Source organism: Pseudomonas sp. FYR_5 (genome assembly GCF_043106315.1).
Classification (GTDB): domain Bacteria; phylum Pseudomonadota; class Gammaproteobacteria; order Pseudomonadales; family Pseudomonadaceae; genus Aquipseudomonas; species Aquipseudomonas putida_Y.
The window spans coordinates 1-22,854 of the sequence record NZ_JBICMK010000099.1 but is presented as its reverse complement, the minus strand read 5'-3'; the positions used below and the strand labels follow the sequence as shown (position 1 = coordinate 22,854).

Annotated in this window: 18 protein-coding genes, 1 tRNA gene and 2 pseudogenes; 14 read left to right on the top strand and 7 right to left on the bottom strand. The window is 56.4% G+C overall.

Annotated features, from left to right (window positions below; translation table 11 throughout):
• Window positions 1-25: 25 nt before the first annotated feature.
• Genes yacG through ACF8RA_RS20800 form a run of 4 tightly spaced genes read right to left on the bottom strand, consistent with a single transcriptional unit; the run spans window position 26 to window position 2,923 of the window.
• Complete coding sequence (gene yacG / locus ACF8RA_RS20815; protein ID WP_010951889.1) at window positions 26-226, bottom strand: DNA gyrase inhibitor YacG; 201 nt, start codon at window positions 224-226, stop codon at window positions 26-28.
• Window positions 223-846, bottom strand: a complete 624-nt coding sequence (gene coaE, locus ACF8RA_RS20810) for a dephospho-CoA kinase (RefSeq protein ID WP_392519549.1) — start codon at window positions 844-846, stop codon at window positions 223-225. The genes yacG and coaE overlap by 4 nt, the downstream gene beginning before the upstream one ends.
• Window positions 846-1,712 carry a prepilin peptidase gene (locus ACF8RA_RS20805; protein ID WP_392519548.1) on the bottom strand — a complete coding sequence of 289 codons (867 nt, stop codon included), beginning with the start codon at window positions 1,710-1,712 and terminating at the stop codon, window positions 846-848. The genes coaE and ACF8RA_RS20805 overlap by 1 nt, the downstream gene beginning before the upstream one ends.
• A 2-nt stretch (window positions 1,713-1,714) precedes the next feature.
• A complete protein-coding gene (locus ACF8RA_RS20800) occupies window positions 1,715-2,923 on the bottom strand; it encodes a type II secretion system F family protein (RefSeq protein ID WP_392519547.1) in 1,209 nt (402 codons plus the stop codon).
• A 216-nt stretch (window positions 2,924-3,139) separates the two neighbouring features.
• Between ACF8RA_RS20800 and ACF8RA_RS20795 the strand changes: the two genes are divergently transcribed.
• The 8 genes from ACF8RA_RS20795 to ACF8RA_RS20760 all read left to right on the top strand — a co-directional run bounded on the left by ACF8RA_RS20795 (window position 3,140) and on the right by ACF8RA_RS20760 (window position 11,157).
• Window positions 3,140-3,550, top strand: coding sequence for a pilin (locus tag ACF8RA_RS20795; RefSeq protein WP_392460845.1), 411 nt, complete (start codon window positions 3,140-3,142; stop codon window positions 3,548-3,550).
• Between the two features lie 71 nt (window positions 3,551-3,621).
• A tRNA-Thr gene (locus ACF8RA_RS20790) sits at window positions 3,622-3,697 on the top strand.
• Between the two features lie 161 nt (window positions 3,698-3,858).
• On the top strand, window positions 3,859-5,148 hold the full coding sequence (locus ACF8RA_RS20785; protein ID WP_392519546.1) for a tyrosine-type recombinase/integrase: 1,290 nt from the start codon (window positions 3,859-3,861) through the stop codon (window positions 5,146-5,148).
• Window positions 5,149-5,353: 205 nt separating this feature from the next.
• Window positions 5,354-5,683 (top strand): pyocin activator PrtN family protein, encoded by a 330-nt coding sequence (locus ACF8RA_RS20780; protein ID WP_392519545.1) that lies wholly within the window; start codon window positions 5,354-5,356, stop codon window positions 5,681-5,683.
• Window positions 5,684-5,878: 195 nt separating this feature from the next.
• A complete protein-coding gene (locus ACF8RA_RS20775) occupies window positions 5,879-6,187 on the top strand; it encodes a helix-turn-helix transcriptional regulator (RefSeq protein ID WP_392519544.1) in 309 nt (102 codons plus the stop codon).
• Window positions 6,184-6,519, top strand: coding sequence for a hypothetical protein (locus ACF8RA_RS20770; protein WP_392519543.1), 336 nt, complete (start codon window positions 6,184-6,186; stop codon window positions 6,517-6,519). Before ACF8RA_RS20775 ends, ACF8RA_RS20770 begins: the two co-directional genes overlap by 4 nt.
• An 813-nt stretch (window positions 6,520-7,332) precedes the next feature.
• Window positions 7,333-10,209: a DUF927 domain-containing protein gene (locus ACF8RA_RS20765; RefSeq protein ID WP_392519542.1), complete on the top strand. Its 2,877-nt coding sequence runs from the start codon at window positions 7,333-7,335 to the stop codon at window positions 10,207-10,209.
• 90 nt (window positions 10,210-10,299) lie between these two features.
• The gene (locus tag ACF8RA_RS20760) at window positions 10,300-11,157 is read left to right on the top strand and encodes a hypothetical protein (protein WP_392519541.1); all 858 of its coding nucleotides are present in this window, start codon (window positions 10,300-10,302) and stop codon (window positions 11,155-11,157) included.
• 269 nt (window positions 11,158-11,426) lie between these two features.
• Here ACF8RA_RS20760 and ACF8RA_RS20755 read toward each other — a convergent pair whose 3' ends face one another.
• Window positions 11,427-12,824, bottom strand: coding sequence for a Shedu immune nuclease family protein (locus ACF8RA_RS20755; RefSeq protein ID WP_392519540.1), 1,398 nt, complete (start codon window positions 12,822-12,824; stop codon window positions 11,427-11,429).
• Between the two features lie 401 nt (window positions 12,825-13,225).
• On the opposite strand from ACF8RA_RS20755, the pseudogene ACF8RA_RS20750 reads away from it, so the two are divergent.
• A pseudogene (locus ACF8RA_RS20750) lies at window positions 13,226-13,374 on the top strand (DUF4113 domain-containing protein); the annotation flags it as partial.
• Window positions 13,375-13,429: 55 nt separating this feature from the next.
• Here the strand turns inward: ACF8RA_RS20750 and ACF8RA_RS20745 are convergent.
• Entirely contained in the window at window positions 13,430-15,340 is a 1,911-nt protein-coding gene (locus ACF8RA_RS20745; protein ID WP_392519539.1) for a UvrD-helicase domain-containing protein, read from the bottom strand.
• Window positions 15,337-17,259, bottom strand: coding sequence for an ATP-dependent endonuclease (locus ACF8RA_RS20740; RefSeq protein ID WP_392519538.1), 1,923 nt, complete (start codon window positions 17,257-17,259; stop codon window positions 15,337-15,339). The genes ACF8RA_RS20745 and ACF8RA_RS20740 overlap by 4 nt, the downstream gene beginning before the upstream one ends.
• A gap of 782 nt (window positions 17,260-18,041) precedes the next feature.
• Here ACF8RA_RS20740 and ACF8RA_RS20735 point away from each other — a divergent pair.
• From ACF8RA_RS20735 to ACF8RA_RS20715, 5 genes and pseudogenes are all read left to right on the top strand, one after another.
• Window positions 18,042-18,356: a KTSC domain-containing protein gene (locus ACF8RA_RS20735; RefSeq protein WP_392519537.1), complete on the top strand. Its 315-nt coding sequence runs from the start codon at window positions 18,042-18,044 to the stop codon at window positions 18,354-18,356.
• A gap of 497 nt (window positions 18,357-18,853) precedes the next feature.
• Entirely contained in the window at window positions 18,854-19,213 is a 360-nt protein-coding gene (tnpB, locus tag ACF8RA_RS20730; protein WP_010954878.1) for an IS66 family insertion sequence element accessory protein TnpB, read from the top strand.
• A gap of 18 nt (window positions 19,214-19,231) precedes the next feature.
• The gene (locus ACF8RA_RS20725) at window positions 19,232-20,764 is read left to right on the top strand and encodes an IS66-like element ISPpu15 family transposase (protein WP_392519536.1); all 1,533 of its coding nucleotides are present in this window, start codon (window positions 19,232-19,234) and stop codon (window positions 20,762-20,764) included.
• Between the two features lie 36 nt (window positions 20,765-20,800).
• Window positions 20,801-22,165: pseudogene (locus ACF8RA_RS20720) on the top strand (PAAR domain-containing protein).
• Window positions 22,158-22,547, top strand: coding sequence for a hypothetical protein (locus tag ACF8RA_RS20715; protein WP_392519535.1), 390 nt, complete (start codon window positions 22,158-22,160; stop codon window positions 22,545-22,547). Before ACF8RA_RS20720 ends, ACF8RA_RS20715 begins: the two are co-directional and overlap by 8 nt.
• Window positions 22,548-22,854: the final 307 nt, after the last annotated feature.

Sequence of the window (22,854 nt, the reverse complement as noted above, 5' to 3'; positions counted from 1 at the left end):
CCGGCACAGCCGCCCTGCAATCAGCTCAATGCCGCGGCTCCAGGTCCCCCGAATACAGCTCATCTTCGGACTCTTCCGACCCCGCAATCTTGTGCTCCTCAGCCGCCCAGGCGCCCAGGTCGATCAGCTTGCAACGGTCCGAACAAAACGGTCGGAACGCGTTTTTTTCGCTCCATTCCACAGGCGCGCCGCAAGTCGGGCAATCGACGGTCAATGGCTGGCTCATGGCTGGCCTCCTTTCAAAGTCAGGTAAAAGTGGTGCAGGCGGTCAATCTGCTCATGCAGCGCGGCCAGGCCGCCGTCGTTGACCACCACATCATCGGCATGGCGCAGGCGATCCTCACGGGCCAACTGCGCCTGCAAAATGGCCTGCACGTGCTCGGCACTGGTGTTGTCCCGCGCCAGGGTGCGGGCTACTTGCAGGTCTTGCGGCGCATCGATCACCAGCACACGTTGGGTCTTGTGATGCTGGCCCGATTCGATCAGCAGCGGCGACACATAGACCGCATAGGGCGACTGCGCCTTGGCCAGATAGCTGAAAATCTCCTGACCGATCAGCGGGTGCAGCAGTTGCTCCAGCCATTTGCGCTGCGCCGGATCGGCGAAAATCAGCTGGCGCAGGGCGGCGCGATCGAGCTGGCCGTCGCCCTGCAGCACGCCCGGGCCGAAGCGCTCGACGATGCTGGCCAGAGCCGGACGACCAGGTTCGACAACCCAGCGCGCCGCCTGGTCGGCATCGACCAGGTGCACGCCAAGCTCGACAAAGCGCTCGGCAGCGGCGCTTTTGCCGCTACCAATGCCGCCGGTCAGGCCGAGAATCCAGGGGGTAAAGGCCGCAGTGGTCATCAGTATCCAAGCAGTTGCATGTATGAGGCGTATATTTCATCACCCCAGAGCACGGCAATCCACCCCGCAATTGCCAGATAAGGGCCAAACGGGATAGCCGTGCCCAAGGCATGCCGGCGAAAACGCAGCAGGCACAGGCCAAACAGCGCCCCCACCACCGACGACAACAGCAGCGTCAACGGCAGCACCTGCCAACCCCCCCACGCCCCGATCAGCGCCATCAGCTTGAAATCGCCATAGCCCATGCCCTCCTTGCCGGTGACCAGCCTGAACACCCAGTACACCGTCCACAGGCTGAGATACCCGGCCACTGCGCCCCACAGTGCGTCGGCCAGGGCTACATGGATACCAAAGGCATTGACGATCAGCCCTAGCCACATGGTCGGCAGCACCAGCACATCCGGCAGCAGCTGGTGGTCCGCATCGATCAGGCTCAGCGCCAGCAGGCACCAGGTCAGAGGCAACGCCAGCAACGCCTCTACCGAAGCGCCAAAGCGCCAGGCCACTACCAGCGACAGCAGCGCGCAGGCCACTTCCACTACCGGGTAACGCAGGCTGATGCGGTTTTTGCAGGACGAACAGCGCCCGCCCAAGGCCAGGTAGCTGATGACTGGAATGTTCTCCCACGCACGAATCCGGTGCGCGCAGTGTGGGCACCGGGAGGCGGGCAGGCACAGGTCGAAGCGCGCGTGCTGCGTGGTCGGCAGCCCCAATACCTCTTGCGCCTCACGCTGCCATTGCCGCTCCAGCATGATCGGCAGGCGATACACCAGCACGTTGAGAAAGCTGCCCACCAGCAGGCCGAGCACCGTGGCGAAAGTAAGGAAGTACGCTGGTTGTTCAGCCAGCAAAGCCCATAAAGTCATGTTCAGATCAAACTACCCAACTGGAAGATCGGCAGGTACATCGCCACCACCAGGCCACCCACCAGCAAGCCCAGGATCAGCACGATGGCCGGCTCCAGCAGGCTGGTCAACTGGTCCAGCGCCTGGCTGACCTGTTCCTCGTAATGGCTGGCGGCTTTTTCCAGCATCTGGTCCAGCGTGCCGCTGGATTCACCGATGGCCGTCAACTGCACCAGCAACGGGGGAAACAGCGGTTCACCGGCCATCGCCTGGTTCAGCCCTTGCCCATTGGCCATGCCTTGGCGCAGCCGCAACACCGCCTGCTCGTGCAGGTCGCCACCCGTTACCCGCGCCACCGTCCCCAGCGCATCCAGCAACGGCACCCCGGCGCCGTAGGACGTTGCCAGACTGCGCGCAAACCGCGCCAGCGCGGCCTGCCCCAGCAGCTTGCCAAACACCGGCAAGCCCAGCACCCGCCAAGATATCCACAGGCGCGCTGGCGCGTGCTGCCGGTAAAGCTGGCGCGCGGCAACACCCAGCACCAAGCCCATCACCAGCAGCAGCGGCGCAAACCGGCTCAGCCCTGTGGACAAGTTGATCACCCATTGGGTGAATGCCGGCAACGCCGCGCCCATGCCCGAGAACATGCTCTCGAATTTGGGAATGACCTCCAGCAACAAGATCGCCGACACCCCCAGCCCGGTCAGCAACAGCAGCAGCGGGTAGATCATCGCCTTGCGCACCTTCTTGTGCAGCACCCGACGCTGTTCCAGCATGCCGGCCAGTTGCTCCAACTGGCGGTCGAGCGTACCGGACTGCTCGCCCACCCGTACCAGGTTGCAATACAGCGCATCGAACCATGCCGGGTGACGCTGCAACGCATCCGCCAGCCCCAGGCCCGAGGCCACATCCTGTTTCAATCTTTCCAGCAACGCCGCCTGCGCCGCATCGCAACCACTGCGGCCCATCACCTCGAACGCCTGCAGCAGCGGCACGCCGGCCTTGAGCAACGTCGCCAACTGCCGGCTGAACCCCGCCGGGTCAGCCTTTTGGCGCCGCATCGGCAAGCTGAACGCCAGCCCGCTGGCCGGCCGCAAACTTGCCACCGTGATGCCCTGGCGAATCAGCCCGGCGCGCACATAAGCCGCGCTGCGCCCGGGTGTTTGGCCGCTGACCGGCGTGCCGTTGGCGTCGGTGCCGTGCCAGCGGTAGAGAAGTGAAGATGAAGTCATGCAAAGGTCCTTGTTCAGCCCCGGCGACAAGCCTGGAAACAGCTTGCCGCGTCCCTGCAAGGGCGCGCGTCCGTGATGCTCACTAGAGTAGTTCAGCGAAGATGACGCCCGTGCGGGCAGGGGTGACAAAAGGTGTCTGTTCAGGCCTACTGCGCCGCTGCCGGTTGGGGCGCAACTGACCTCAATGTGTAAGCGAATCAAAAAGGAACTACGTTCATGAAAGGGCAACGCGGTATCACCCTGATCGAACTGATGATCGTCGTCGCGATCATCGGCATTCTGGCGACCATCGCCTTACCGATGTACACCAACCACCAGGCACGCTCCAAGGCCGCGGCCGGGTTGCTGGAGATCAGCGCCCTGAAGACGGCGATGGATCTGCGGCTGAATGATGGAAAGGATGTAGCGGATGTAGCCGCGCTGGGTGGCCAGCCGGCGACGGCGCATTGTGCGATCACGGCGAGCGGCAAGGCCGCGGATGGTAGCGGCAGCATTGTCTGCACCCTGGTGGATGCGCCGGCCAACGTGCTGGGCAAGGCCCTGACCCTGACGCGTTCGGCCAGCAGCTGGGCGTGCACGACCGACATCGAGGAAGACCTCGCGCCCAAAGGGTGCAAGGGGGCTTGAGGGCAGGGCAATAAACCAGCGGAAACAGGGGTTTGCGTTACGGGTGTGAGCAGTGGTACGTTGCGCTACACGCCGGTGTAGCTCAGTCGGTAGAGCAGCGCACTCGTAACGCGAAGGTCGCAGGTTCGATTCCTGTCTCCGGCACCAGAGACCAGTTTCCAGAAGTCTATGACTGTCTACGAAACACCCCGCAAAGCCCGCCTAGTGCGGGCTTTGTTGTTTCTGTCTGTCTAGTTTTGTCTCTGGGCATCTACGCGATTTAGGGATATGGTTAGGGATATCTCGGTTCGACAAGGAAACGTATCCCTATGGCGCGCACAGTGGTGCCTCTCACCGATCCCAAATGTGATGCGGCCAAGCCTCGGGAGAAGGATTACAAGCTGTTCGATGGCAAAGGCCTCTACCTGCTGGTGAAGCCGTCAGGGGTCAAGACTTGGCGTATGAAGTACACCAAACCTGATGGCCGTGATGGTTTAGCTACGTTTGGAAACTATCCGGCGCTCGGCTTGAAAGCGGCCAGGGAGCGACGTGCTCATGCGCTTGAGCTTCTTGCTGCTGGGAAAGACCCCATCGAGCAGGCGCGTTTGGACAGACAGGATGCGGTAAACGCCCGGTCGAACACTTTCCGTTTGCTTGCACAGGAATGGCATGCGGCCTGCGCTCGTAAGTGGACACCTGGTCACGCCTCCACCGTTTGGCGACGCATTGAGTCCCACCTGTTGCCCACTCTCGGTGATCGCCCAGTCGCGGAGTTGAAAACACGAGATCTGCTCGTTCCGCTTAAAGCGGCAGAAAAGCGGGATACTTTGGATACGGCTGCACGCCTACGTCAGTACATGACGGGTATCCTCCGCATGGCGGTTCAGCATGGCCATCTGGATTTCAACCCTGCGATTGATCTGCAAGGCGCCACGGCCACCCGCAAAACAGCGCACCGGCCTGCTTTGCCATTCGAACGCTTACCAGAGCTTCTTCAGCGGATAGATGCCGACAGCGGGCGCGGCCTGACCAAGCTTGCGGTGCAACTGACCATGTTGGTGTTTATCCGCTCCAGCGAGCTCCGCTTCGCTCGCTGGGGAGAGATAGACATGGGGAGGCTGATGTGGGAAATCCCTGGCGAAAGAGTGGCTATTGAGGGTGTGAAGAACTCCCATCGAGGCTCCAAGATGAGCACGCCACACCTGGTGCCGCTCAGCCGACAGGCTGTAGAGGTGCTGGAGAGAATTCGTAACCTCACTGGTCGTTTCGATCTGGTGTTTGCGGGTGACCACAATCATTGGAAACCCATGAGCGAGAACACTGTGAACAAAGCGCTGCGGCGAATGGGGTATGACACGAAAGCAGAGGTATGTGGCCATGGCTTTCGGACAATGGCCTGTTCCGCACTGGTTGAGTCTGGGCTTTGGAGTAAAGACGCTGTCGAGCGGCAAATGAGCCACCAGGAGAGAAACACGGTGCGTGCCGCCTACATCCACAAGGCTGAGCACATACAAGAGCGTAGGCTCATGGTGCAGTGGTGGGCTGATTACTTGGACGCTAATCGCAAGGAGGCGATCACCCCCTACGATTTTGCCCATGGGCGGTTGCCTCATTCATGAAGCAGATTGGGTGAGAAATATCGAACAGGGACATTTGGGTAAATCTGTTTGGAGATGCTCAGCCTCTTCAAGGCCGGTGTATCAGGTGTAACCGGTGTAACGCTAGGGTGCAACGTATTGAAATTATTGAGGAAAGCTTGTTTACACCTTATGCAGTGTCCGCTTACACCCGGGTGTAACACAGCGAGAAAGTGTAACAGCCGGAATGCCCAGCTCTTCCTGCTGGTCGCTCTTCCGTTCGGACACAAAACATCTAAACGGCGCGGAATTCAGCCCACAGCCATGGGGCGCGGGGGGGCAAATGATTGATAGCCAAACATACGACATGCTTTTGAAACGTTACGGCAGCACGTGCTTACCTCTTGAGCTCGTGCGACAGCACTATCTTTCTCACATGGGGATGCCGGCGCTTCTCAGGGAATTTGGCAAAGGGAGGATATCGTTGCGTGTAGTGAAGGGTGAGTGGGGCGGACGCATGCAACGGGTGGTATACCTTCACGACCTGGCTAGCTGGCTCGATCAAGGGGGCAATTGACCCCCTTAGAACTGCGCAGCGGGTTGTAGACGACCACTACCGTTCGTCGGGGGTGAATGTCGTATAGATGTGACGAACGTGCTACGAAGAAGCGAAATGGGGATAACTCCAGTCGGCTAGAAATTTCTCTGTTTCTTTCCCCAGTGAATCGGCATAAATAGTTGGCCCTGTTCATACCAATACAGGGAACTAGCTATGACAACTCGTAGCACTTCAAGCGCCAACCCTCTTGCACCGTCAATTCCAAGAGCTGACCTCGGTGACACGAACCCACTCGGTTTTGATCCAGCAACGCGACTGATCCGCATAACAGATGTGGTCGCCCTGGTAGGTCTTGCGCGTCCAACGATCTATAAGCTGATGAGCCAGCCTGAAAGCGGTTTTCCCCAGCCAGTCAAACTTACGGATAGCACCGCTCGCGGTGCGCCTGTCGCTTGGGTCTTGTCTGAAGTTTTGGACTGGACCCGCGCCCGCATTGCCGCTCGCGACAAGGTGGCGGCATGACACCAATCTTCCTGCCACACACCATCCTCGATGCGGTCGGAGTACTTGAAGGCGCCCGGCCTGCATTGGCCATGGGACGTGATCGCCTACGCGCCTTGCGTGATCGTGCCATTTCTGAGGGCGCGCACGTTCTGCTCTTGGCCTGGCCGTCTCTGGAATGGGTGATGCTGGCCGTCGAGGTGCCATCGGGCGTAGTAATCGAAGACGCGCGGCAACTAATACCCAATCTGCTGGCCAATCCCGCTGCCTTGGAGCACATGCGTTCAGAGTCTCGCAATGGCCAGCATCTAAGTTGGCTGTCTCTGGTCCGCCCCGTCGCCGCTAAGCACTAACGAAAACGCCCCCGGCTGCAACCGGAGGCGTTAGAGGTACATTCGTATGCCCCCTCAATCTATGACGTCGTGCGTGATCGCGCAAGCTTCGCGTATTGCTCTTATCAAATCGAGGCGCTATGCTCCGTCTGTCGCTGCAAATTCAGTGACCGGGTTTGGCGACCCGATATACTTGGCGCATAGGCGCCCCATCCGACAGCAGGCGCTTTTTTTGTGTCTGCCGTTTCGTGTTATGGCGGCTGTGTGTGGGAGGCCTTCGGGCCTGCCGGGTTCCAAGTTCCCGGTTCGCCAACCTGCGCACAGCTGCCACCCAAAATCGTTTGGCGACGATCAGTGGCAGCTCCAGCTAACTTGGAGTACCACACATGCCCGCCCTCAATCCGTCCAAAATCCGCGCCGCCGCCCACCGGGCAATGGCTCTCGCCGCTCTACACGCAAACTCAAGCCTTGCTACCCGCCTCGCACGCTACAACCGACATATGAGCATTGCTCGCTCCCTGGAAACCGTCGGGGGTGCGCAATGAGATCTGCATCTAAGGGACTTGAGGGGCGTCTCCCCGAAGACCTTCTATCTGTATGCGCCACCAATGCTGCCGGTGTGCCAATTGATGCCATCACTGCGGCTTGTTCCCGCGTCGACGCCGTTTTGCACTTACTCATGGCGCAGTTCAATTCCGGTCCGGATGTTGAGAGGCTGTCTGACTCAGTAATAGCGAATGTTATTTGGGACGTCCAAGGCACCGTGGGACTGATTCGGTCGTTGGCTTTGCATGGCGATAGGACCACGTACCAATTGGTGCATGGAGGGGGGAAATGAGCAAGCGCCCCAGCTTCGCCGAAGTAAAACACGCCTCCCTCCAGTCAATCGAGCAAGTCCTTTCTAATTGGTTGCCAGGCGGCAAACGGGTAGATGGTGGCAAGGAATACACAGCCCCCAACCCTACACGAGCTGACAAACATGCAGGCTCGCTTAAGATCAACTTGGCTAAAGGCACTTGGTGCGACTTCGCAACCGGCGACAAAGGCGGTGATCTGATTGACCTGGTGCGCTACCTTGATCGCGGCACCGATGTAGAGGCTTGCAACAAACTAGCGGCCTTCCTCGGCGTTGAGGCGTCCATTAGCACCAATGTCGCACCATCCACTGGCCACGCTCAAAAGTCAGAGTGGGTGCCAGTGCTACCCATTCCTGACCAAGCAATGCAGAGGGTGCTGCAAAAACACAAGCAGCACGGTAAACCCTCCAACGTTTGGATCTACCGTGAGGCCTGCGGTCAGGCGCTTATGGTGCTGTATCGCTTCGACCTCGGCCCGGATGAGAACGGCAGGTCGCGCAAAGTCTTCGCGCCCCTCACCTGGTGTAAACACTCTACTAACGGCTCGCTGGCTTGGCGCTGGCAGGGCTTATCGGAGCCACGCCCGCTCCTGCGCCTTGATGACCTAGCAAAACGTCCTTCGGCACCAGTCGTATTGTGCGAGGGTGAAAAGGCCGCCGATGCCGCTGCCGAGCTGTTGCCCGCGCATGTTGCCACCTGCTGGCCTAACGGGACGAACTCTTGGCAGAAGGCTGATTTCGCGGCGCTAGCCGGGCGTGACGTATTGCTGTGGCCAGATAACGACGCCCCAGGTTTGAAGTGCATGGATGCCTTGGCCGATCACCTTCGGAAGCTTGGAGCTGCCTCGGTTCAGACGGTAGCTTTGACTGTATTCAGGCAACTCCCTGGTATGGACGGTGAGCGCTCCACTTTCGCGCCGGGCGGTGAGTGGCGCGAAGGTGACGATGCGGCGGATGCCCAATCCAAAGGTTGGACAGCCCAACACTTGTCGGAGCTGCAACGCACCGGTGAGCTGTTTGCCCTCGCACCGGTCGCCACGCCCAACCCCACCAAGCAGAGCAAAGCCACTGACCAGGCCAAGCCCCAATCCGAGAAGAAAACCGCCCCGGCCCCGAGCGGCTTTCGTGTCACAAAGGATGGGGTGTTCTATGCCGGTGAGGATGGCGAAGCACGACCGGTTTGTTCACGGCTGGAGATATTGGCTCGCACCCGTGACGAAAAGGGCCATGGCTGGGGCCTGCTGGTGGAGTTCGATGATCCCGACGGGGCTAGCAAGCGCCTTAACATTCCGGCCAGGGCAATGGCGGGCGACTTTGGCAAGGAAGTGCTCGCGCCACTGGTTGATATGGGGCTGCGCCTGGCACCCGTGCGCACTGCTCGCAATTCGCGCAACGACCTACAGAGCTACCTGCAAGGATATGACGGTTCCGAGCGCGCCCGCTTGGTCACTCGCCTGGGCTGGCATGGGGATGCTTACCTAGTGCCGGATCGGCAGATCGGTGCCAGCACTGAATACCTGCACTTCTACGAAGCCGGCACCCAGCTCCCGCCCATTACCCAAGTTGGAACACTAGAGCAGTGGCAACAGCAAATCGGCACGTTGTGCGTGGGGAACAACCGCCTGACATTCGTCGTGTGCGTAGCTTTTGCTGGAGCGGTGCTGCATTTGCTTGGGCATGAATCAGGCGGTTTCCACCTTTATGGCGATAGCTCAGGCGGGAAGACCACCCATTTACAGGTGGCCGCTTCGGTTTGGGGTGGGCCGCGCCTGGTGCGCTCCTGGCGCTCTACGGACAACGCCCTAGAAAGTATCGCGGCGGCGCACTCGGACGGATTGCTGGTGCTCGATGAGATCGGGATGTGCGACCCACGGATCATCGGGGAAACTGTCTACATGCTCGGCAACGGCACCGGCAAGGCGCGGGCCAATGATCGAGGCATGAGCGGGCGCCAAGTTCAGGAGTGGCGCTTGCTGTTTCTCTCCACCGGAGAAAAGACCCTTGCGCAGCACATGGCCGAGGCAAACAAGGACCTGAAAGCAGGTATGGAGGTGCGCCTACTTGCTGTCCCTGCCGATGCCAGTAAAGGGCTTGGACTGTTCGAGGAGCTGCATGGCTTCGACGATGCCGCCGCTCTGTCAGACGCGCTCAAAGCTCGGGTGACCAAGTTTTACGGCTCGCCTGCCCTCGCATTCCTGTCGGCCCTCTGCGACCCGACCAAGTTGCGCGCCTATACAGCCATGGTACGCAGCACCGTGGAGCGCTTCACTGCCGAAGCGCTCCCTGCCAGTGCTAGCGGCCAGGCCCAGCGTGCCGCAACCCGCTTCGGTTTGGCGGCGGCTGCGGGGGAGCTGGCCACCGCCCTGGGCGTTACGGGGTGGCCAGATGGTTTGGCGCTCGACTCCGCCCGCGTATGCCTGAATGCCTGGTTAGCTGAGCGGGGTGGCGCTGGAAACATGGAAGGTGATGCGATTCTCGCACGCCTGCGCCAAGTGATTGAGCGTTTTGGGGAGAGCCGCTTTACACGCTGGGAATCGACCGCTGCCAAGGTAGATGAGCACGGCCCCCGCACTATTGACCGGCTCGGCTTTCGCAAGTCGATGGAGCACGGCATGGGTGACACGTCGCACACGACGACAACCTATTACGTGCTTCCCGAAGCCTGGCGCTCTGAAATTTTCCGAGGCATGAACCTCAATGCAGTGAACAAAGAGCTGCTGAGGCGTCGGGTATTAGAGCCAGGCAAAGATGGCAAGGCTTCCACCTCTGTGCGCCTGCCCGGCCTCGGACTACAGCGCTGCTACGTCGTCGTGACGATCCCTGAACCGGCTGAGAACGAAGCACAGGCCGCCTGAACCACTACCTCTAAACCCACGAGGTAGTGTCGGCAACATATGGCCTTGCCAGCCTCGCACATAACCACTTCCAATCATTAGGTGTTGATCATGAAAGAACTGAAAAAGCAGCGCGACGAATTGATTGCAGAGCGTGACTCTCTTGAAGACAGTATTCCGGACCTTCGAGCCGCGTGGAAGGCAATACCGAGTAACTGGAACCATCATGGCAATTGCATTGGCAGTCCCGAAGGAACGGCGGCTATGAATAGGCTTTCCAGCGCAGAGGGTCGTTTGCGCAGTATTCCTGGTGCTATTGAGCGAATTGAACGCGAGATCAGCTATCAGGAAAGCTTGGCGAATGCGAAGCAGGCCAAGACAAAGGCTCGCCAAGTCATGTCCGATTCAGTTAAGACGGTAACTTCACTGGAGAGCACTCGCACGCTTGTTCTTGAGCGCCTGCAAGCGATCCAAAAAGAATCAAATCTAGCCATCGAGAAGGCACAGCAAGCTGAGATTGAAGCTGCGAACCTCTACGCCCGCAACGTAGCAACCGGTAACAGTGAGGGTGAAAAGGCTGCAAGCACCGCGATGGAGAGAGCTAGCACCTTGCTCATTGAGGCTGATGAACATGCAAGGCGCCAAGAACTGATTGTCGCCGCATTGCAGGCGGAAATTGAGGCGCTCGATGCTCAGATCTCCAAGGCTAAACAGGAGTCTAGCCAAGCTCAGGACAGCGCCCTACGCGCAGCCGCTTTGGCCCTCGGCGATGAATGGAATCGCTTGGCCAAGCAACTTGCCGCTGTGGGCTCTCGAATTCTCGCCGCAGACCATCATCGAGGTAGCGGGAGCATGATGTTTTCAGACCTGTCGATCCCGCTCTTCGGCCCTTCGGCCAGAGAGCTCGACCGCGACGATGTACTTGACGGCGCTAGAGGCATCACCTTAACAGACCTGATCGAAGCATAACCCTGACACAGCCCGCACATGCGGGCTGTTTGTTGTTGCAATTGTTATGGTTAATCCCGTAAAAAGCAGCTAGGCCATGCTCTCGGATGATAAATACAGTCGACACCTGCCGTTTTTGAGCGACTGGTGGAAGGCAGCTAACGGCCAAACCCAGCCACTTAGGATTTGCGAACACAAGGGCCCTTTAGTGAGTTTGAGTTTTTCAGCGCATTGCAACTTTTCTTCGTGTACGTCTCTGCCTGAATATATTGATTAAGCTCTATATTATTTCACTTGGGCTTTGATGACAAAAAAACGTGAAGCTGCTTAAGTTTTTCCAGTAGCTCATCAAAGGTAATGACCTCCACTTCTCTAGAATTTCGGCGAAATAATTCAAAAGACTTTTGTTCGTCTAGGCCCTTTGGAGTGCTGCCGATTATTAGGCAGCAATGAACAGCATAGGCTTCTAGTACTAGATTTCGATCATTGCTTTTCAAAATAGGCAGACTTTTTGCGAGCTGGTATTTTTGATCCAGTATTTGCACCATTGCGCCTGTGAACTCTTTTGTTGCTGAGTATACCTTTCCGCGGAAAGGCGTTTTATTCAAGAGTGGTGTTCCTGGTGTCTTTATTTCAAATATAGCTGCATTATTAGTTTGGCTGTTTCTAGAAATGAAATCAGCAAACTTGCTACCGCCGCCGATCAATTGGCCACCACCAACTGACGCTTGCCCAAGAATCTGTACAATTGGGTAGCCAAAAGCCATGGTAAGTATAAATTTATTTGAATCAAAAAAATCCTGCCATTCGCTCTCTATCGTAGTTTTTTTTAGTTTTTCCTCGTATTTTTTTATCAGAACCTCTAAGGTAACTAATTCTATTTCATCTTGCAGCTTGGCAAGAGCTTCTGGTTTTGCTTCGGCTATCTGTTTGCTGTGCGTTTTGAGAATGGTCATAACGCTGTCTTGATCGCCAGAGGTCAGCGGTGGTTTGCCTTGAGCAGCAGCAGTAATAAGATGCCTTACTGGGCTTCGACCTATTGCAATTGTTTTTAGAGGTTTTTTTAATTTTTCAGCTAGCAAGTTGTATATTGTTCCATCTTTGACCTCGGCAGCTGCTTTTTGGCCGAGACTAGATATGCTTCTTATGTTTTTTGTTGCCTCGTAATAATCGTCAGTACTAAATATGAATATTTTTTTATTGCTGCTTATGCTTGTTTGTTCGCTTTCAGAGAATCTAATTTCAGTGCAGTCCGAGTGGGACTCTACCGCGTCGATGATGTCCTTTAATTCTCGGGCAATACCAAGTCCGTAATCTGGGTCTAGAGTAAAGCCTGGAAGTAGAGTTTCACGAAGTAATTCTAATAGATCTTCAGGGGTGAGTTTGTTTTTTTTCTTGTAGAATTCGCATGTATTTTTATCAATGGGGAAACAGATTTTTTGGATTTTTTTGTATTTCGGTAGTAGAAATTCTTCATGATCAGGCCAAGTTATTATTGGGTAAATTGTTAGACTCTGTTGAGAAAGGTCCACGTGCAGCATTTTCGCTGACACACCAAGCTCCAATCCTGCCGCCTCAGCCATCGCTTCTCGAGGAGTGTAAAGTCCATTGTATTGGTTGTTTTTTATGGCCTTAACTTCAATGTCGCCTTGTCTATCTACTGGTTTTGGAGTATTTGGAATTGCCATTGTTGTCTCTCGGCGAGCAGTCTGGTTAAGGGAAGGCAGTAAGCCATAAATATGAGAATAGCTCAACAACTTGGTGCTTCAAGGAAGTCTGTGCTTTATAAATCTATTATGGGCAACTAATGGAATAGGGCGAGGGGCGCATGATTTTAAGATTTATAAGAAATTCGTCAGCCACGATTAGAATAATTTTTGTGGCAGTGGGGTACGTAGAATTATGATTGCGCTACTGTTCCGATCTTCAGCTTCTACGGCTGTGCAATGCTGTTCGCGAGTTCCGCTTTTGGCCGTTAGCTGCCTCCGCCAAGGTTAGCTTTGGGTCGATTGCGGTCACTCGCGAGGGGCAGCTATCGACCCATTGCCGAGCTTCACAAATGGATTATTTCCGGGCAGAAGCGCCCCCTCAGGTGGTTGACACGGCCATCGGGTGCTGGAGTAGAGGCACGATGCGCTCTGCCAACGTGCCGCTTACCACGACTGGGGTTTACGCAGGGCGATGATGAGCCAGTCGTACACCACGCGATTCGAACAGCCCTGGACGGTGAAGTGCTAACGACCCAAAACCTGTCAGCAAGCCCGCGTTCTCGAGGGCTGCACCCCTTGGACTGCTACAGCAAATGGCTGATGGTCCACCCCTGATCGGCCAATGCCGTTTTACATTCTTCCGAAACCCGTTCTGCATTTACTGCCAAGCATAGAAAGCTGGTAGGTCGCGACATACCGACATACAGGTTTCGAAATTGAGAAAGCTGAGTCTCAGGCATTTTCCCGGAGCGAGTGGCAATCCCAGCGATGATGGGTAATGCCAGCTGCAGGTCGAAGCGACGACTTGGATGACCTAGAGACTCCATGACGAGGGTTGCCAGATGCGTTTCGCCTTTCATCGAGGCGAGGGTACCTATATGAATATCTACGCTGCGACCATTTTTTTGTATAGAGCAAATTGACCTGTGGGCTCTGTGAATGGCTATGGCCTCTGGTCCCTCAAAAGCCGGGAGCGCGGCGAATATTTGTGGCGTCATGTGATTTGGGAGCAACGGGCGCAGCCTCGCATATAAAAAATCTACGATACGGATACGCGTGGCTTCATCGGTATCGACCACGTTTTCCATGCACAGATCACGAATCATGAGCCGGAAGGCTGAAACATCTACATCAGCATCACGCAGCTTTCGAATTAACTGATGATCGGTTTTCAAGTCTTCGACAATCTCTGCCTTGGCCGCGCGCAATACCAGAAACAACGCTCTGCGGACCTCCTCAAATCTCGATGAAAAGGATGCGTTTACGGCAGGCTTGGCACCCCCGAGAAGAGCCCAGAAACTCACAAGCTTGAGTCCGGGCGATTGGTCGACACCCGAAGCCGGCCAATAGTCCAGGAGGGTACGGCCTGCTATCTGCGTTGGAGCATCGCCCTGTTTGCGAGCGCAAAGGGCTTTGACTTTCCCTCTAGTCAAATCGGTATCGCTGAACCGATCTAATACATGGCCTCCAAATGTCGAGATCACATCCTGTACACGCTGGGTGCCGTAGACGATCAGCATAGAAGCGTGGCGGTCTTCTCCCTCTCCGGTAACAGCAGTACCTGCCAGCTGTGTTCTAGACACGGACTTAGCGATGTGAGGACCGAAGCGCTTGCTGGAGGAGATCGGAAGTACGTCGCCTCGGGGGAAAGTCAGGTTTTCCGCGCCTTCTGAACTTCCGAGAATTCGTTGGTTGATGTCGCCGAAGCGCTGAACGGTGACGGTCTCATCGAACATCAGCTGCAACAAACGCTCTTGTTCCCAGGACGTGTCCTGCATTTCGTCGATGAAGACGATAGGGAACCTTCGGGATAGCTGGGCGCGAACCTTAGGAAAAAGGGTCAGCAAACGTTCTGCATAAGCGAACATGTCCGCGTGCCGGAAAACCCCTTCAGCTGCGAGTTTTCCTTTAATACCGATGATTGTCGGAAGGGTTTTCGCACCTGGTTTAGGAAGTGAGCCAAACTCGCTGGCGAGGTCCAGAGAGGCACCTTTGTAGATCAGACCCTCTAGCATCGGCTCGACACTCGCGTTCTTTTGCATGTAAAACTTTAAGCCAAAGTTAGCTTGGGCTAAGGCCAATGCCCGGCGAGCAAAGATATCGTTGTCGATCACATCGACAGTCATCCCATTGCTTCGCAGGTAGGGCAGAGCCAGAAACTGATTCACCATGGCGTGAATCGTCCCGATGAAGTGGGGATGCGTGAGCAGGCGACTCCCGTCATGGCTTGCACCTAACCGGCGCTGAATTTCATCACGGGCGACATTCGTATGACTGAGCACACAAACGCCTGCGCGGCTTGAAGTCCATCTGCGGCTCAGCATCAAGAGCTTCGCGGCTAGTACTGTGGTTTTTCCACTGCCTGGCGCGGCGTTGATGTCGCAAGACTGGTTCTCCAGGAGCACTGCACGCCGCTCGTGATCATCGAAGCTCAGATCGGGTGTCAGGCCGAGCAGTGCCGCAAGATCGCTAGCGTCGATCTCTGGGACGGTCATGGCGCTACCCTGCCAGTTAGATGAAGTAGCGCTCGCTGTAGGTAAGGCGGCAGCTTGTTGAACAGTTCATCCCCTTTTCCGTAATCGCCTGTTGAAATCAGATGAGCAGCGTATTGGGCGGTGATGGCTTTTGATGCCTCTTTTTCCACGAGCGGCTGGTAGATGAGCGACGCCAATTCCACTGGCGTATGCCCCGCATCCGAGAGTCTTCCCCAAAGCTCTCCTGCCTCAACGATCGCATTCCTCTCGTCTTCCTCCGTCAGCCGTTCACCCCTCGAATCTGCCTTCTTAGCAAGGTGAATCGCGTTATGCATCAACCGTGCGCATCCATAAAGGGCGAGATCGAACTCCAGGGTCCAGTTGTTGGAGACACAGACAATTGTGCTACCACCCTGAGCGCGGTCGACCTTCGTTTTCACCAGTGCTTCGACCTCCTCCGGCGTGTAGTCTTTTTCGAATCGTTTACGGTTGTTCTTGGGAGGGGATATGTAGGTGGCCTCATTGGGAACGATGTCACGATCTGTGATGCAGGCGACAGGAATGGGAACCGCCGATCCATCACTGGGCTGGAGGATTCGAGCGTAGTGATAAAGCCCAACTCCGCCGACGTTGACGCAAGAGATACCATGTTCGTTGAACGAGTATCCCGAAGCCGCAGCCAGGGCGGGCAAAAGCAGCGCTTCTGCTGGTCCTTCTACGATCGCAACACCGCGAGCGAAGAATAGGTTCGCTTTGGTGGCATCTATAAAGCGCCTCAAGAACTCGTAATCGCTTTTTAGCAGTTTGGTCTTCCCGTGAGCCAGGCTGAATAGTTGGGCACGGTTCACCAAAGTCAGACTTGCGATGTCCGCACCCGCTGCCAGAGAGGGGCTGTGGGTAGTCATGACGATCTGAACAGGGCGGCTATCTGGCTCGGCCGCCTTGGAGGTGCGTTCAAGGAGCTGCTGAACGCGCTCCTGCAGTTGCGGATGGAGATGGGCCTCTGGTTCCTCGATCAGCAGCAATCCGAGCTCATCACCGTCCCGCAGCAAAACCAGTTCGGTCGCCATGAACAGAGCGTTGTTATAGCCGAGTCCGCGAATGCATCGCTCACCTGGGTCGATGGTGGAGGATGGCAGCAGCGCCAACTCGAAACGCTCCAGAATGGGCTGCAGGCCCAGTTCCGGAGCGATTTGGATACGTGAGGACAGGGCATCGCCGGCAAACGCGAACTTGTTCAGGTAGTTGTCGTTTATGTCGTCCTGGACATCCTTAATGACCTGATGCTCGCCCAAGTGGTGCTGAGCAAACGCCATCAGCCCGACCAAGTTGCTGGGGACGGTAGCTGGAGCCGCTAAGTCGAAGTCATTGTTTTCCTGCCCATCAATGCGTTTATGAGCGCCCAAAATTTGGGATAGCCGAGACTGGCGACCAGGGCGTAGCTCGGCTTCGGCATCTCGAAGGGGGCGCAAGTAAGTGGCCCGGATGAGCTCGCGAACGGCCGTGCCGATCTCTGGACCCGTGCCATTTGGGCCCGACCAGGTGATTGCCTCGACCCGTCCACGTTTGTTGGCCTTAGGTGGTATCCAACGCGCCTGCAGATAGACGATCAAGCTATGCGACCCGTCTGCTTCGTGGGTCATCCATTCGAGAACGGAGGCCTCTTGCGCGGGGTCTAGGTCCACAAGAGTGGCTTCGATGAACAGAGAGCGGGCTCGTGTTGTGCCCGTGATGTGAAAGTCAGTTTCGAAAAGGCGAATAAAATCGTAGCTGGTCGTCCATAGCACATAGCGGATCGCGTCGATTACGGAAGTTTTGCCGGAGTCGTTTTCCCCAACAAGGATGTTCAGTCCGGGGGCTAGCTCCCAATCAAGTGATGGAGCAACCGTACCGTCGCCAAACGCCCGAAAATTTGACGCCCTGATCCGCTTCAAATGCATCTTGCTTCTCCGTCCTGTTGGAAAGCCTGTCCCGGATGGCGTAAGGCAGTCCATGCACTCTGTGGGTGTGATTGGCTTTTATCACGGGAGAAAGCGGGTCGGAAGTGTAATTTAGTGGCAGGGAGCCATTGCTAAGGGGGGGGCTGAGCATTTGGGCGCTCAAGCCGCGAACGCTTAAACAGCGATTTCACGCTGACTTGGACACTGATTCCATTGCCACTTGAACACCGATAGCGTCCGTACTGGGTGGAGGGCGGGCAGCCATGGTTACACCGAGTTCGTTGTTACACTGCTCGATCAGAGCGGCTATATAAGCGTGTATCGCAGTTTTATCCTTTTGAATCAATGGCTTGCGAGCTGTCGTTACACCCATTACACCTGTTACACCGCTTTAGATTCGTAGCTATTTTGCGACCCCATGCCCCCTATTCAATCGTGCCTTCAGCGGCAGAAGCATTACCCGTCCACCCGATTCTGGAAGCCGCCGGGGACCCTGAGAGATGCGGCAAGATACGGGGCAGGAAACCCGCGCTTTCCCGTTAGCGGGTGATCTGCCAGCTTAGTGAACTGGTGAATCAGGTGAACCGAGGTGAATTGTGCAGCTTCTTGAACACCTGCCCTCATCCTTACCGCACCGGCAAGAATCGTTCATTCAGTCATGCTCCGGCAGATTTCAATCATTGAAATTTCAGTAACCTGGCCCTCGGTCCGCTAGCGTAGCGGCGCGGGTTTCCGTCCCCGTAGCAGATGCCATCTCTCAGGGTCCCCGGATCTCAGGATTGATGGAAATCAAGAGTCACAATGTCAGTCATCACCCAGGTGGTTGTCAGAGGTTGAGTGACCTAGTATCTCTGGACCCTGGCCACTATGCCGCCATCAGCGTGAGGGAGCATGAGATGCAAATGATTCCAGTCAGATCTTCAGCTATCACCGCTGTCGGTTACGACCCGATTACCAAGAGAATGAAGATCACCTTTAAGCAGGGACGTACGTACGATTTCTGTGGAGTACCGTCGGAGGTCCATCAGGGGCTGATGAATGCGGGATCCAAGGGAGGCTACTACGATCGGGTGATTAAGGATCGATATCAATGCTGATCTGAAGGACTAGCGGTCAGACAGGTCAGTGGATTTTGCTTTAGGGATACGTTTAGGGATACGCAAGAACGGAAATAGGTGGTGAGTCCCGCATTCTAAGGGATTAATACGGCCATATTCGATTCCTGTCTCCGGCACCAGAATCAGTTGGCCTATGGCGATTTCTCGCTACCAGATACCAATAGAAGCCCGCCTTGTGCGGGCTTTTTTGTTCCCGCTGTTCCGTTCCCAAACCGCTAGGTCGTGCCTAGTCCTAAATCCGCGTTGCTCGTAGGAATCGTCTCGTTAGCTGCTCGAGGCCTCATTTGCCCCTTCTTAGCTGTTAGGTTCTTTCGCTCCTACAGTTCGCAAGGGACTCTGAAATGCGCGTCAGTCTGGATGGGCTTGGCCAAGCAGTAGACGGTGATGTAACGTAAGGGATCCATCATCCCCACATTCCAACCGTCCACCTGATTCCCGATGCTGTGCTCCCGATTTCTTTCTGGAGCCAGCCCGCCATGATGCGCCCCGACAGCAAAGTCGAAAAAGTCTACCTCTACCCCAAGCCCGTGGACTTTCGAAAGTCCATCGACGGCCTCACAGCCTTGGTCGAACTGGACATCAAGGTCGCCGTGTTCGACCCGGTACTTTTCGTCTTCCTCAATAAAGCCCGTAACCGCATCAAGGTGTTGTATTGGGAGCGCAACGGCTTCTGCCTTTGGCTCAAGCGCCTCGAAGCCGAGCGTTTCAAAACTTCACCCAACGCGACCGACGAAGCTATCGTACTGACCGTCCAGGAACTGAATTGGCTACTCGACGGTTTCGATCTCTGGCGCAACCGTCCGCATCAGGTTTTGACTCCTCGTTTCGTCGCCTGACCGGGTATAATCCGGGCAATGATTTCAGTGCCCGATAACCTTCCTGACGACCCTGCCGCGCTCAAACTACTGCTTGCGCAGTTGTTGGCCGAGCGCACGGTCGACAAAGGTCAGATCGTCGACCTTAAAGAACAGGTCAAGCTGCTGCGTGACCGATTATTCAATCGCAAGTCCGAGCAAACCGTCGAGTCCAACACGCCCCAACTGGCGTTGTTCAATGAACCCGAAAGTCAGTGGGTTCCTACCGCTGATGATGCCGACGAAGAAGTTGTTGCGCCAAGCAAGCAGCGCGGCAAACGCAAGCCACTGTCGGCTGACCTACCACGCATTGAAGTCATTCATGACTTGCCCGAGCACGAACTGACTTGCGCCTGTGGTTGCCGCAAACACGTGGTTGGCGAGCAAACCAGCGAACAACTCGACATCGTGCCGATGCAGATCCGTGTGCTTAAACACGTACGCAAAATCTATGGCTGCCGTGGCTGCGAATCCGCGCCGGTCACCGCTGACAAGCCGGCCCAATTGATTGAAAAGAGCATGGCCAGTCCCAGCGTGCTGGCGATGTTGCTAACCACCAAGTACGTCGATGGCCTGCCGCTGCACCGCTTCGAAACGGTGCTGAACCGACATGGTATCGAGATCCCCCGGCAAACCCTGGCCCGCTGGGTCATCCAGTGCAGCGAACACTTTCAGCCACTGCTGAACCTGATGCGTGACCGCCTGCTGGAAAGCCCGGTGATCCATTGCGATGAAACTCGCGTGCAGGTGCTCAAAGAGCCGGATCGTGATCCGACCAGTCAATCCTGGATGTGGGTGCAGGCCAGTGGCCCGCCTGATCGACAAGTCGTGCTGTTCGATTACACCACCAGCCGCGCGCAGGAGGTGCCGCTGCGCCTGCTGGAGGGCTATCGCGGTTACGTGATGACCGATGATTACGCCGGCTACAGCGCGTTGGCGCTACTGCCGGGCGTTGAACGACTGGCGTGCATGGCGCATGTCCGGCGTAAATTCGTCGAAGCGCAGAAGGTGCAGCCTAAGGGCAAGACCGGTCGCGCCGATGTTGCGCTGACGATGATCAACAAACTGTATGGCATCGAACGCGACCTCAAGGATGCCAGCGATGAACAGCGATTCATCGGTCGTCAGGAACGAAGCCTGCCGATCCTTGAGCAGTTGAAAAGTTGGCTCGACAAGACGCACTCACAGGTGACACCGCAAAGCGTACTGGGCAAGGCGGTGCTTTACCTGGCAAACAACTGGAACCACTTGGAGCGGTATGTCGAGGCGGGGCACCTGCCGATCGACAACAACCTGGCAGAGCGGGCCATAAAGCCGTTTGTGATCGGGCGCAAAGCTTGGCTGTTCAGTGACACGCCCAAGGGAGCCACGGCTAGCGCGCAGATCTACAGCTTGGTCGAAACCGCCAAGGTCAACGGCCAAGAGCCCTATACGTGGCTGCGCCACGTCCTGGAGCGACTGCCGCACGCCTCATCGGTAGCAGACTACGAAGCGCTGCTGCCATGGAACTGTTCGCCAGAGATGCCACGGTAACCTTGGCTTCCACCTTGTGGTAGGTGGGGTTCATGGATCGGTTACGATGTAACCACCACAGGTGCGACTTGCATCGCCACCGGGGAAGGTTACCTCGACGAGGGACGAATGGTCCTGAGGATGGGGGATCCCACCACACCTTGTCCACTTTGCGGGCTGGAAGGAAAGGTCGTCGAAGGGGTGTGGCACTTCATCTCGGATGGCCAGCCAGTCGCGATGGATGGCGCGTTAGTTGATTGCGGTTGCCCAGAGGGTAGCAACCGGGTGGTGGCGCCTTTAGGGGAAATGCCCCCGCCGCGGCTGCCGGTTGCCGTACGCACTAGCCTCACACCCGCTGGCCCTGGGAGCTCTAGCGCTTTGGCAGGGGCTTCGCCCGCCATGGTTGGCGGGTTGCCTGGGCAGATGCAGCCGGGATTCTATGTGGTGCCCCGGAGCATGTCGTTCCCGCAGATTCTGTTGGAGCTGGCTAGCCATGATTCGACCTTGCCCATTTCGTACCTGCAACGCCTGAACCCGACTCGAGCAGGGGTTCAAGGCAGAGGAAATCTTCGTCATCGGCGATCCGGATAACGGTTATGCCTGCACCCAGGAGGAGGGCCAACTAATGGCGGCCGCCGAGCGCGCGCGACGTTCCTTGGCTGTACTCGATTTTGCCGAGTCAGATTTCATGATGGAGTATCAGGCTGAAATTGCCGGACTGCTTAGTGACGCCAGTCTCTCCATGGGTGTGGGTAAGGACATGATGGACCACGGCCTCCGGCAGCTTCGCAGCACACTTGGCAACATCGAGCGTTTGCATCAGCAAGAATTTCTGCGCCATGGCCATCTGAATAGTCCATCGTTCTTCGCCGAACGACGGCTGTTATTGGAACAGCTAGATGGTCAGCTGAAGGCGACTTTTCTAAATAAACATCTGAATCTAGGGGCCTACGAGCGGCTGAAGAAAAGCTTGAATATCTCGACCAAGAGCCTTGCGCATCACTGGTCGAAAGCCGGTGGGCCAGGGCAGATTCCTGGGTACGCCACATACTTGGACAAAGTGGCGAAGCCTAGTAAGTACCTTCGATATGGTGGGCATGTCGGAATTGGCTTAGGTGGTACATCTTCCTATCTGAAAGTCCAAGAGGCCTGCCGTGCAGGGGAAACCGAAGACTGCAAAAAAATTCGTTTGTCTGAGGCAGGTGCTTTCGCTGGGGGGCTGGCGGTAGGGATCGTGGGTGGCAAGATTGCTGGGATCACTGCGCTCGCTGTATGTGGGGTGTTCTCTGCTGGTACCGCGGGTTTCGGGGCGCCGGTATGTGGCATTGCGCTGGTCGGGGGAGGGGCTTTTGCTGGGAGCATCGCGGTGCGGAGGGCGGTGAGCAAATGGGCGAGCTGATCTACGAATCACATTATGACTGAGTTCGAGAGTTGGCCCGTGTGGCTGAAGTGGATAATGCTGGCGTGTCCGTTCGTGATCGCGTTGGCCGGTTGTGCGGTCAGTGCATTCATCGCGGGTACAAGAAATTTCACTGTTGCAACCTCGGCTATCCAAAGTCATCCCGGCCTGGAGCAAATGAAACTGTTTTTGGGCACGCGGCACTTTGGCGCTCGGTGGCTGCTGATAACGTTTCTTTGTGGAATACTCATTTGGCCTGGCGTACATATGCGCCGAGGGCATCTGGACATCGAAGAACTAGAAAACTTCCCTGCAAAACTTAAGTTGGCTCTACAGGTATCCACGTGGCTGACGGCCTTTGGCTTCGCTTGGATGTGGGTGACTTATGGATTCATCAAGGCGTGAACGTTGATGCCACGGCGGTCGTAGCTCACTGGATCCTTCGCAAGTCCCGATTCGATTCCACTGAAAGCCATAAATAGCTGATTTGTTTATAGATACCCTATGAGGTACGTCTATAAATCCACCAAATTCCAGCCCCGTGAAAACCGGGCTCTGACGCCCAACAACCGTCCGTCTGTCTCCGCGTAGGACAATTTGGCCGATGGTGGTTTTTTGCTATTGGGCCATCAATGTAAGCCCGCCAGGTGTGGGCTTTCTTATGCCTGTCTTTTCTCATCAGGCCTGCAAACCTCGGACTTAGCCGTTCCAC

Bases quoted from the DNA above. Each gene is read 5' to 3' on its own strand.
- yacG (WP_010951889.1), bottom strand. From the start codon at position 226: ATGAGCCAGCCATTGACCGTCGATTGCCCGACTTGCGGCGCGCCTGTG.
- coaE (WP_392519549.1), bottom strand. From the start codon at position 846: ATGACCACTGCGGCCTTTACCCCCTGGATTCTCGGCCTGACCGGCGGC.
- ACF8RA_RS20805 (WP_392519548.1), bottom strand. From the start codon at position 1,712: ATGACTTTATGGGCTTTGCTGGCTGAACAACCAGCGTACTTCCTTACT.
- ACF8RA_RS20800 (WP_392519547.1), bottom strand. From the start codon at position 2,923: ATGACTTCATCTTCACTTCTCTACCGCTGGCACGGCACCGACGCCAAC.
- ACF8RA_RS20795 (WP_392460845.1), top strand. From the start codon at position 3,140: ATGAAAGGGCAACGCGGTATCACCCTGATCGAACTGATGATCGTCGTC.
- ACF8RA_RS20785 (WP_392519546.1), top strand. From the start codon at position 3,859: ATGGCGCGCACAGTGGTGCCTCTCACCGATCCCAAATGTGATGCGGCC.
- ACF8RA_RS20780 (WP_392519545.1), top strand. From the start codon at position 5,354: ATGCCCAGCTCTTCCTGCTGGTCGCTCTTCCGTTCGGACACAAAACAT.
- ACF8RA_RS20775 (WP_392519544.1), top strand. From the start codon at position 5,879: ATGACAACTCGTAGCACTTCAAGCGCCAACCCTCTTGCACCGTCAATT.
- ACF8RA_RS20770 (WP_392519543.1), top strand. From the start codon at position 6,184: ATGACACCAATCTTCCTGCCACACACCATCCTCGATGCGGTCGGAGTA.
- ACF8RA_RS20765 (WP_392519542.1), top strand. From the start codon at position 7,333: ATGAGCAAGCGCCCCAGCTTCGCCGAAGTAAAACACGCCTCCCTCCAG.
- ACF8RA_RS20760 (WP_392519541.1), top strand. From the start codon at position 10,300: ATGAAAGAACTGAAAAAGCAGCGCGACGAATTGATTGCAGAGCGTGAC.
- ACF8RA_RS20755 (WP_392519540.1), bottom strand. From the start codon at position 12,824: ATGGCAATTCCAAATACTCCAAAACCAGTAGATAGACAAGGCGACATT.
- ACF8RA_RS20745 (WP_392519539.1), bottom strand. From the start codon at position 15,340: ATGACCGTCCCAGAGATCGACGCTAGCGATCTTGCGGCACTGCTCGGC.
- ACF8RA_RS20740 (WP_392519538.1), bottom strand. From the start codon at position 17,259: ATGCATTTGAAGCGGATCAGGGCGTCAAATTTTCGGGCGTTTGGCGAC.
- ACF8RA_RS20735 (WP_392519537.1), top strand. From the start codon at position 18,042: ATGGAAATCAAGAGTCACAATGTCAGTCATCACCCAGGTGGTTGTCAG.
- tnpB (WP_010954878.1), top strand. From the start codon at position 18,854: ATGATGCGCCCCGACAGCAAAGTCGAAAAAGTCTACCTCTACCCCAAG.
- ACF8RA_RS20725 (WP_392519536.1), top strand. From the start codon at position 19,232: ATGATTTCAGTGCCCGATAACCTTCCTGACGACCCTGCCGCGCTCAAA.
- ACF8RA_RS20715 (WP_392519535.1), top strand. From the start codon at position 22,158: ATGACTGAGTTCGAGAGTTGGCCCGTGTGGCTGAAGTGGATAATGCTG.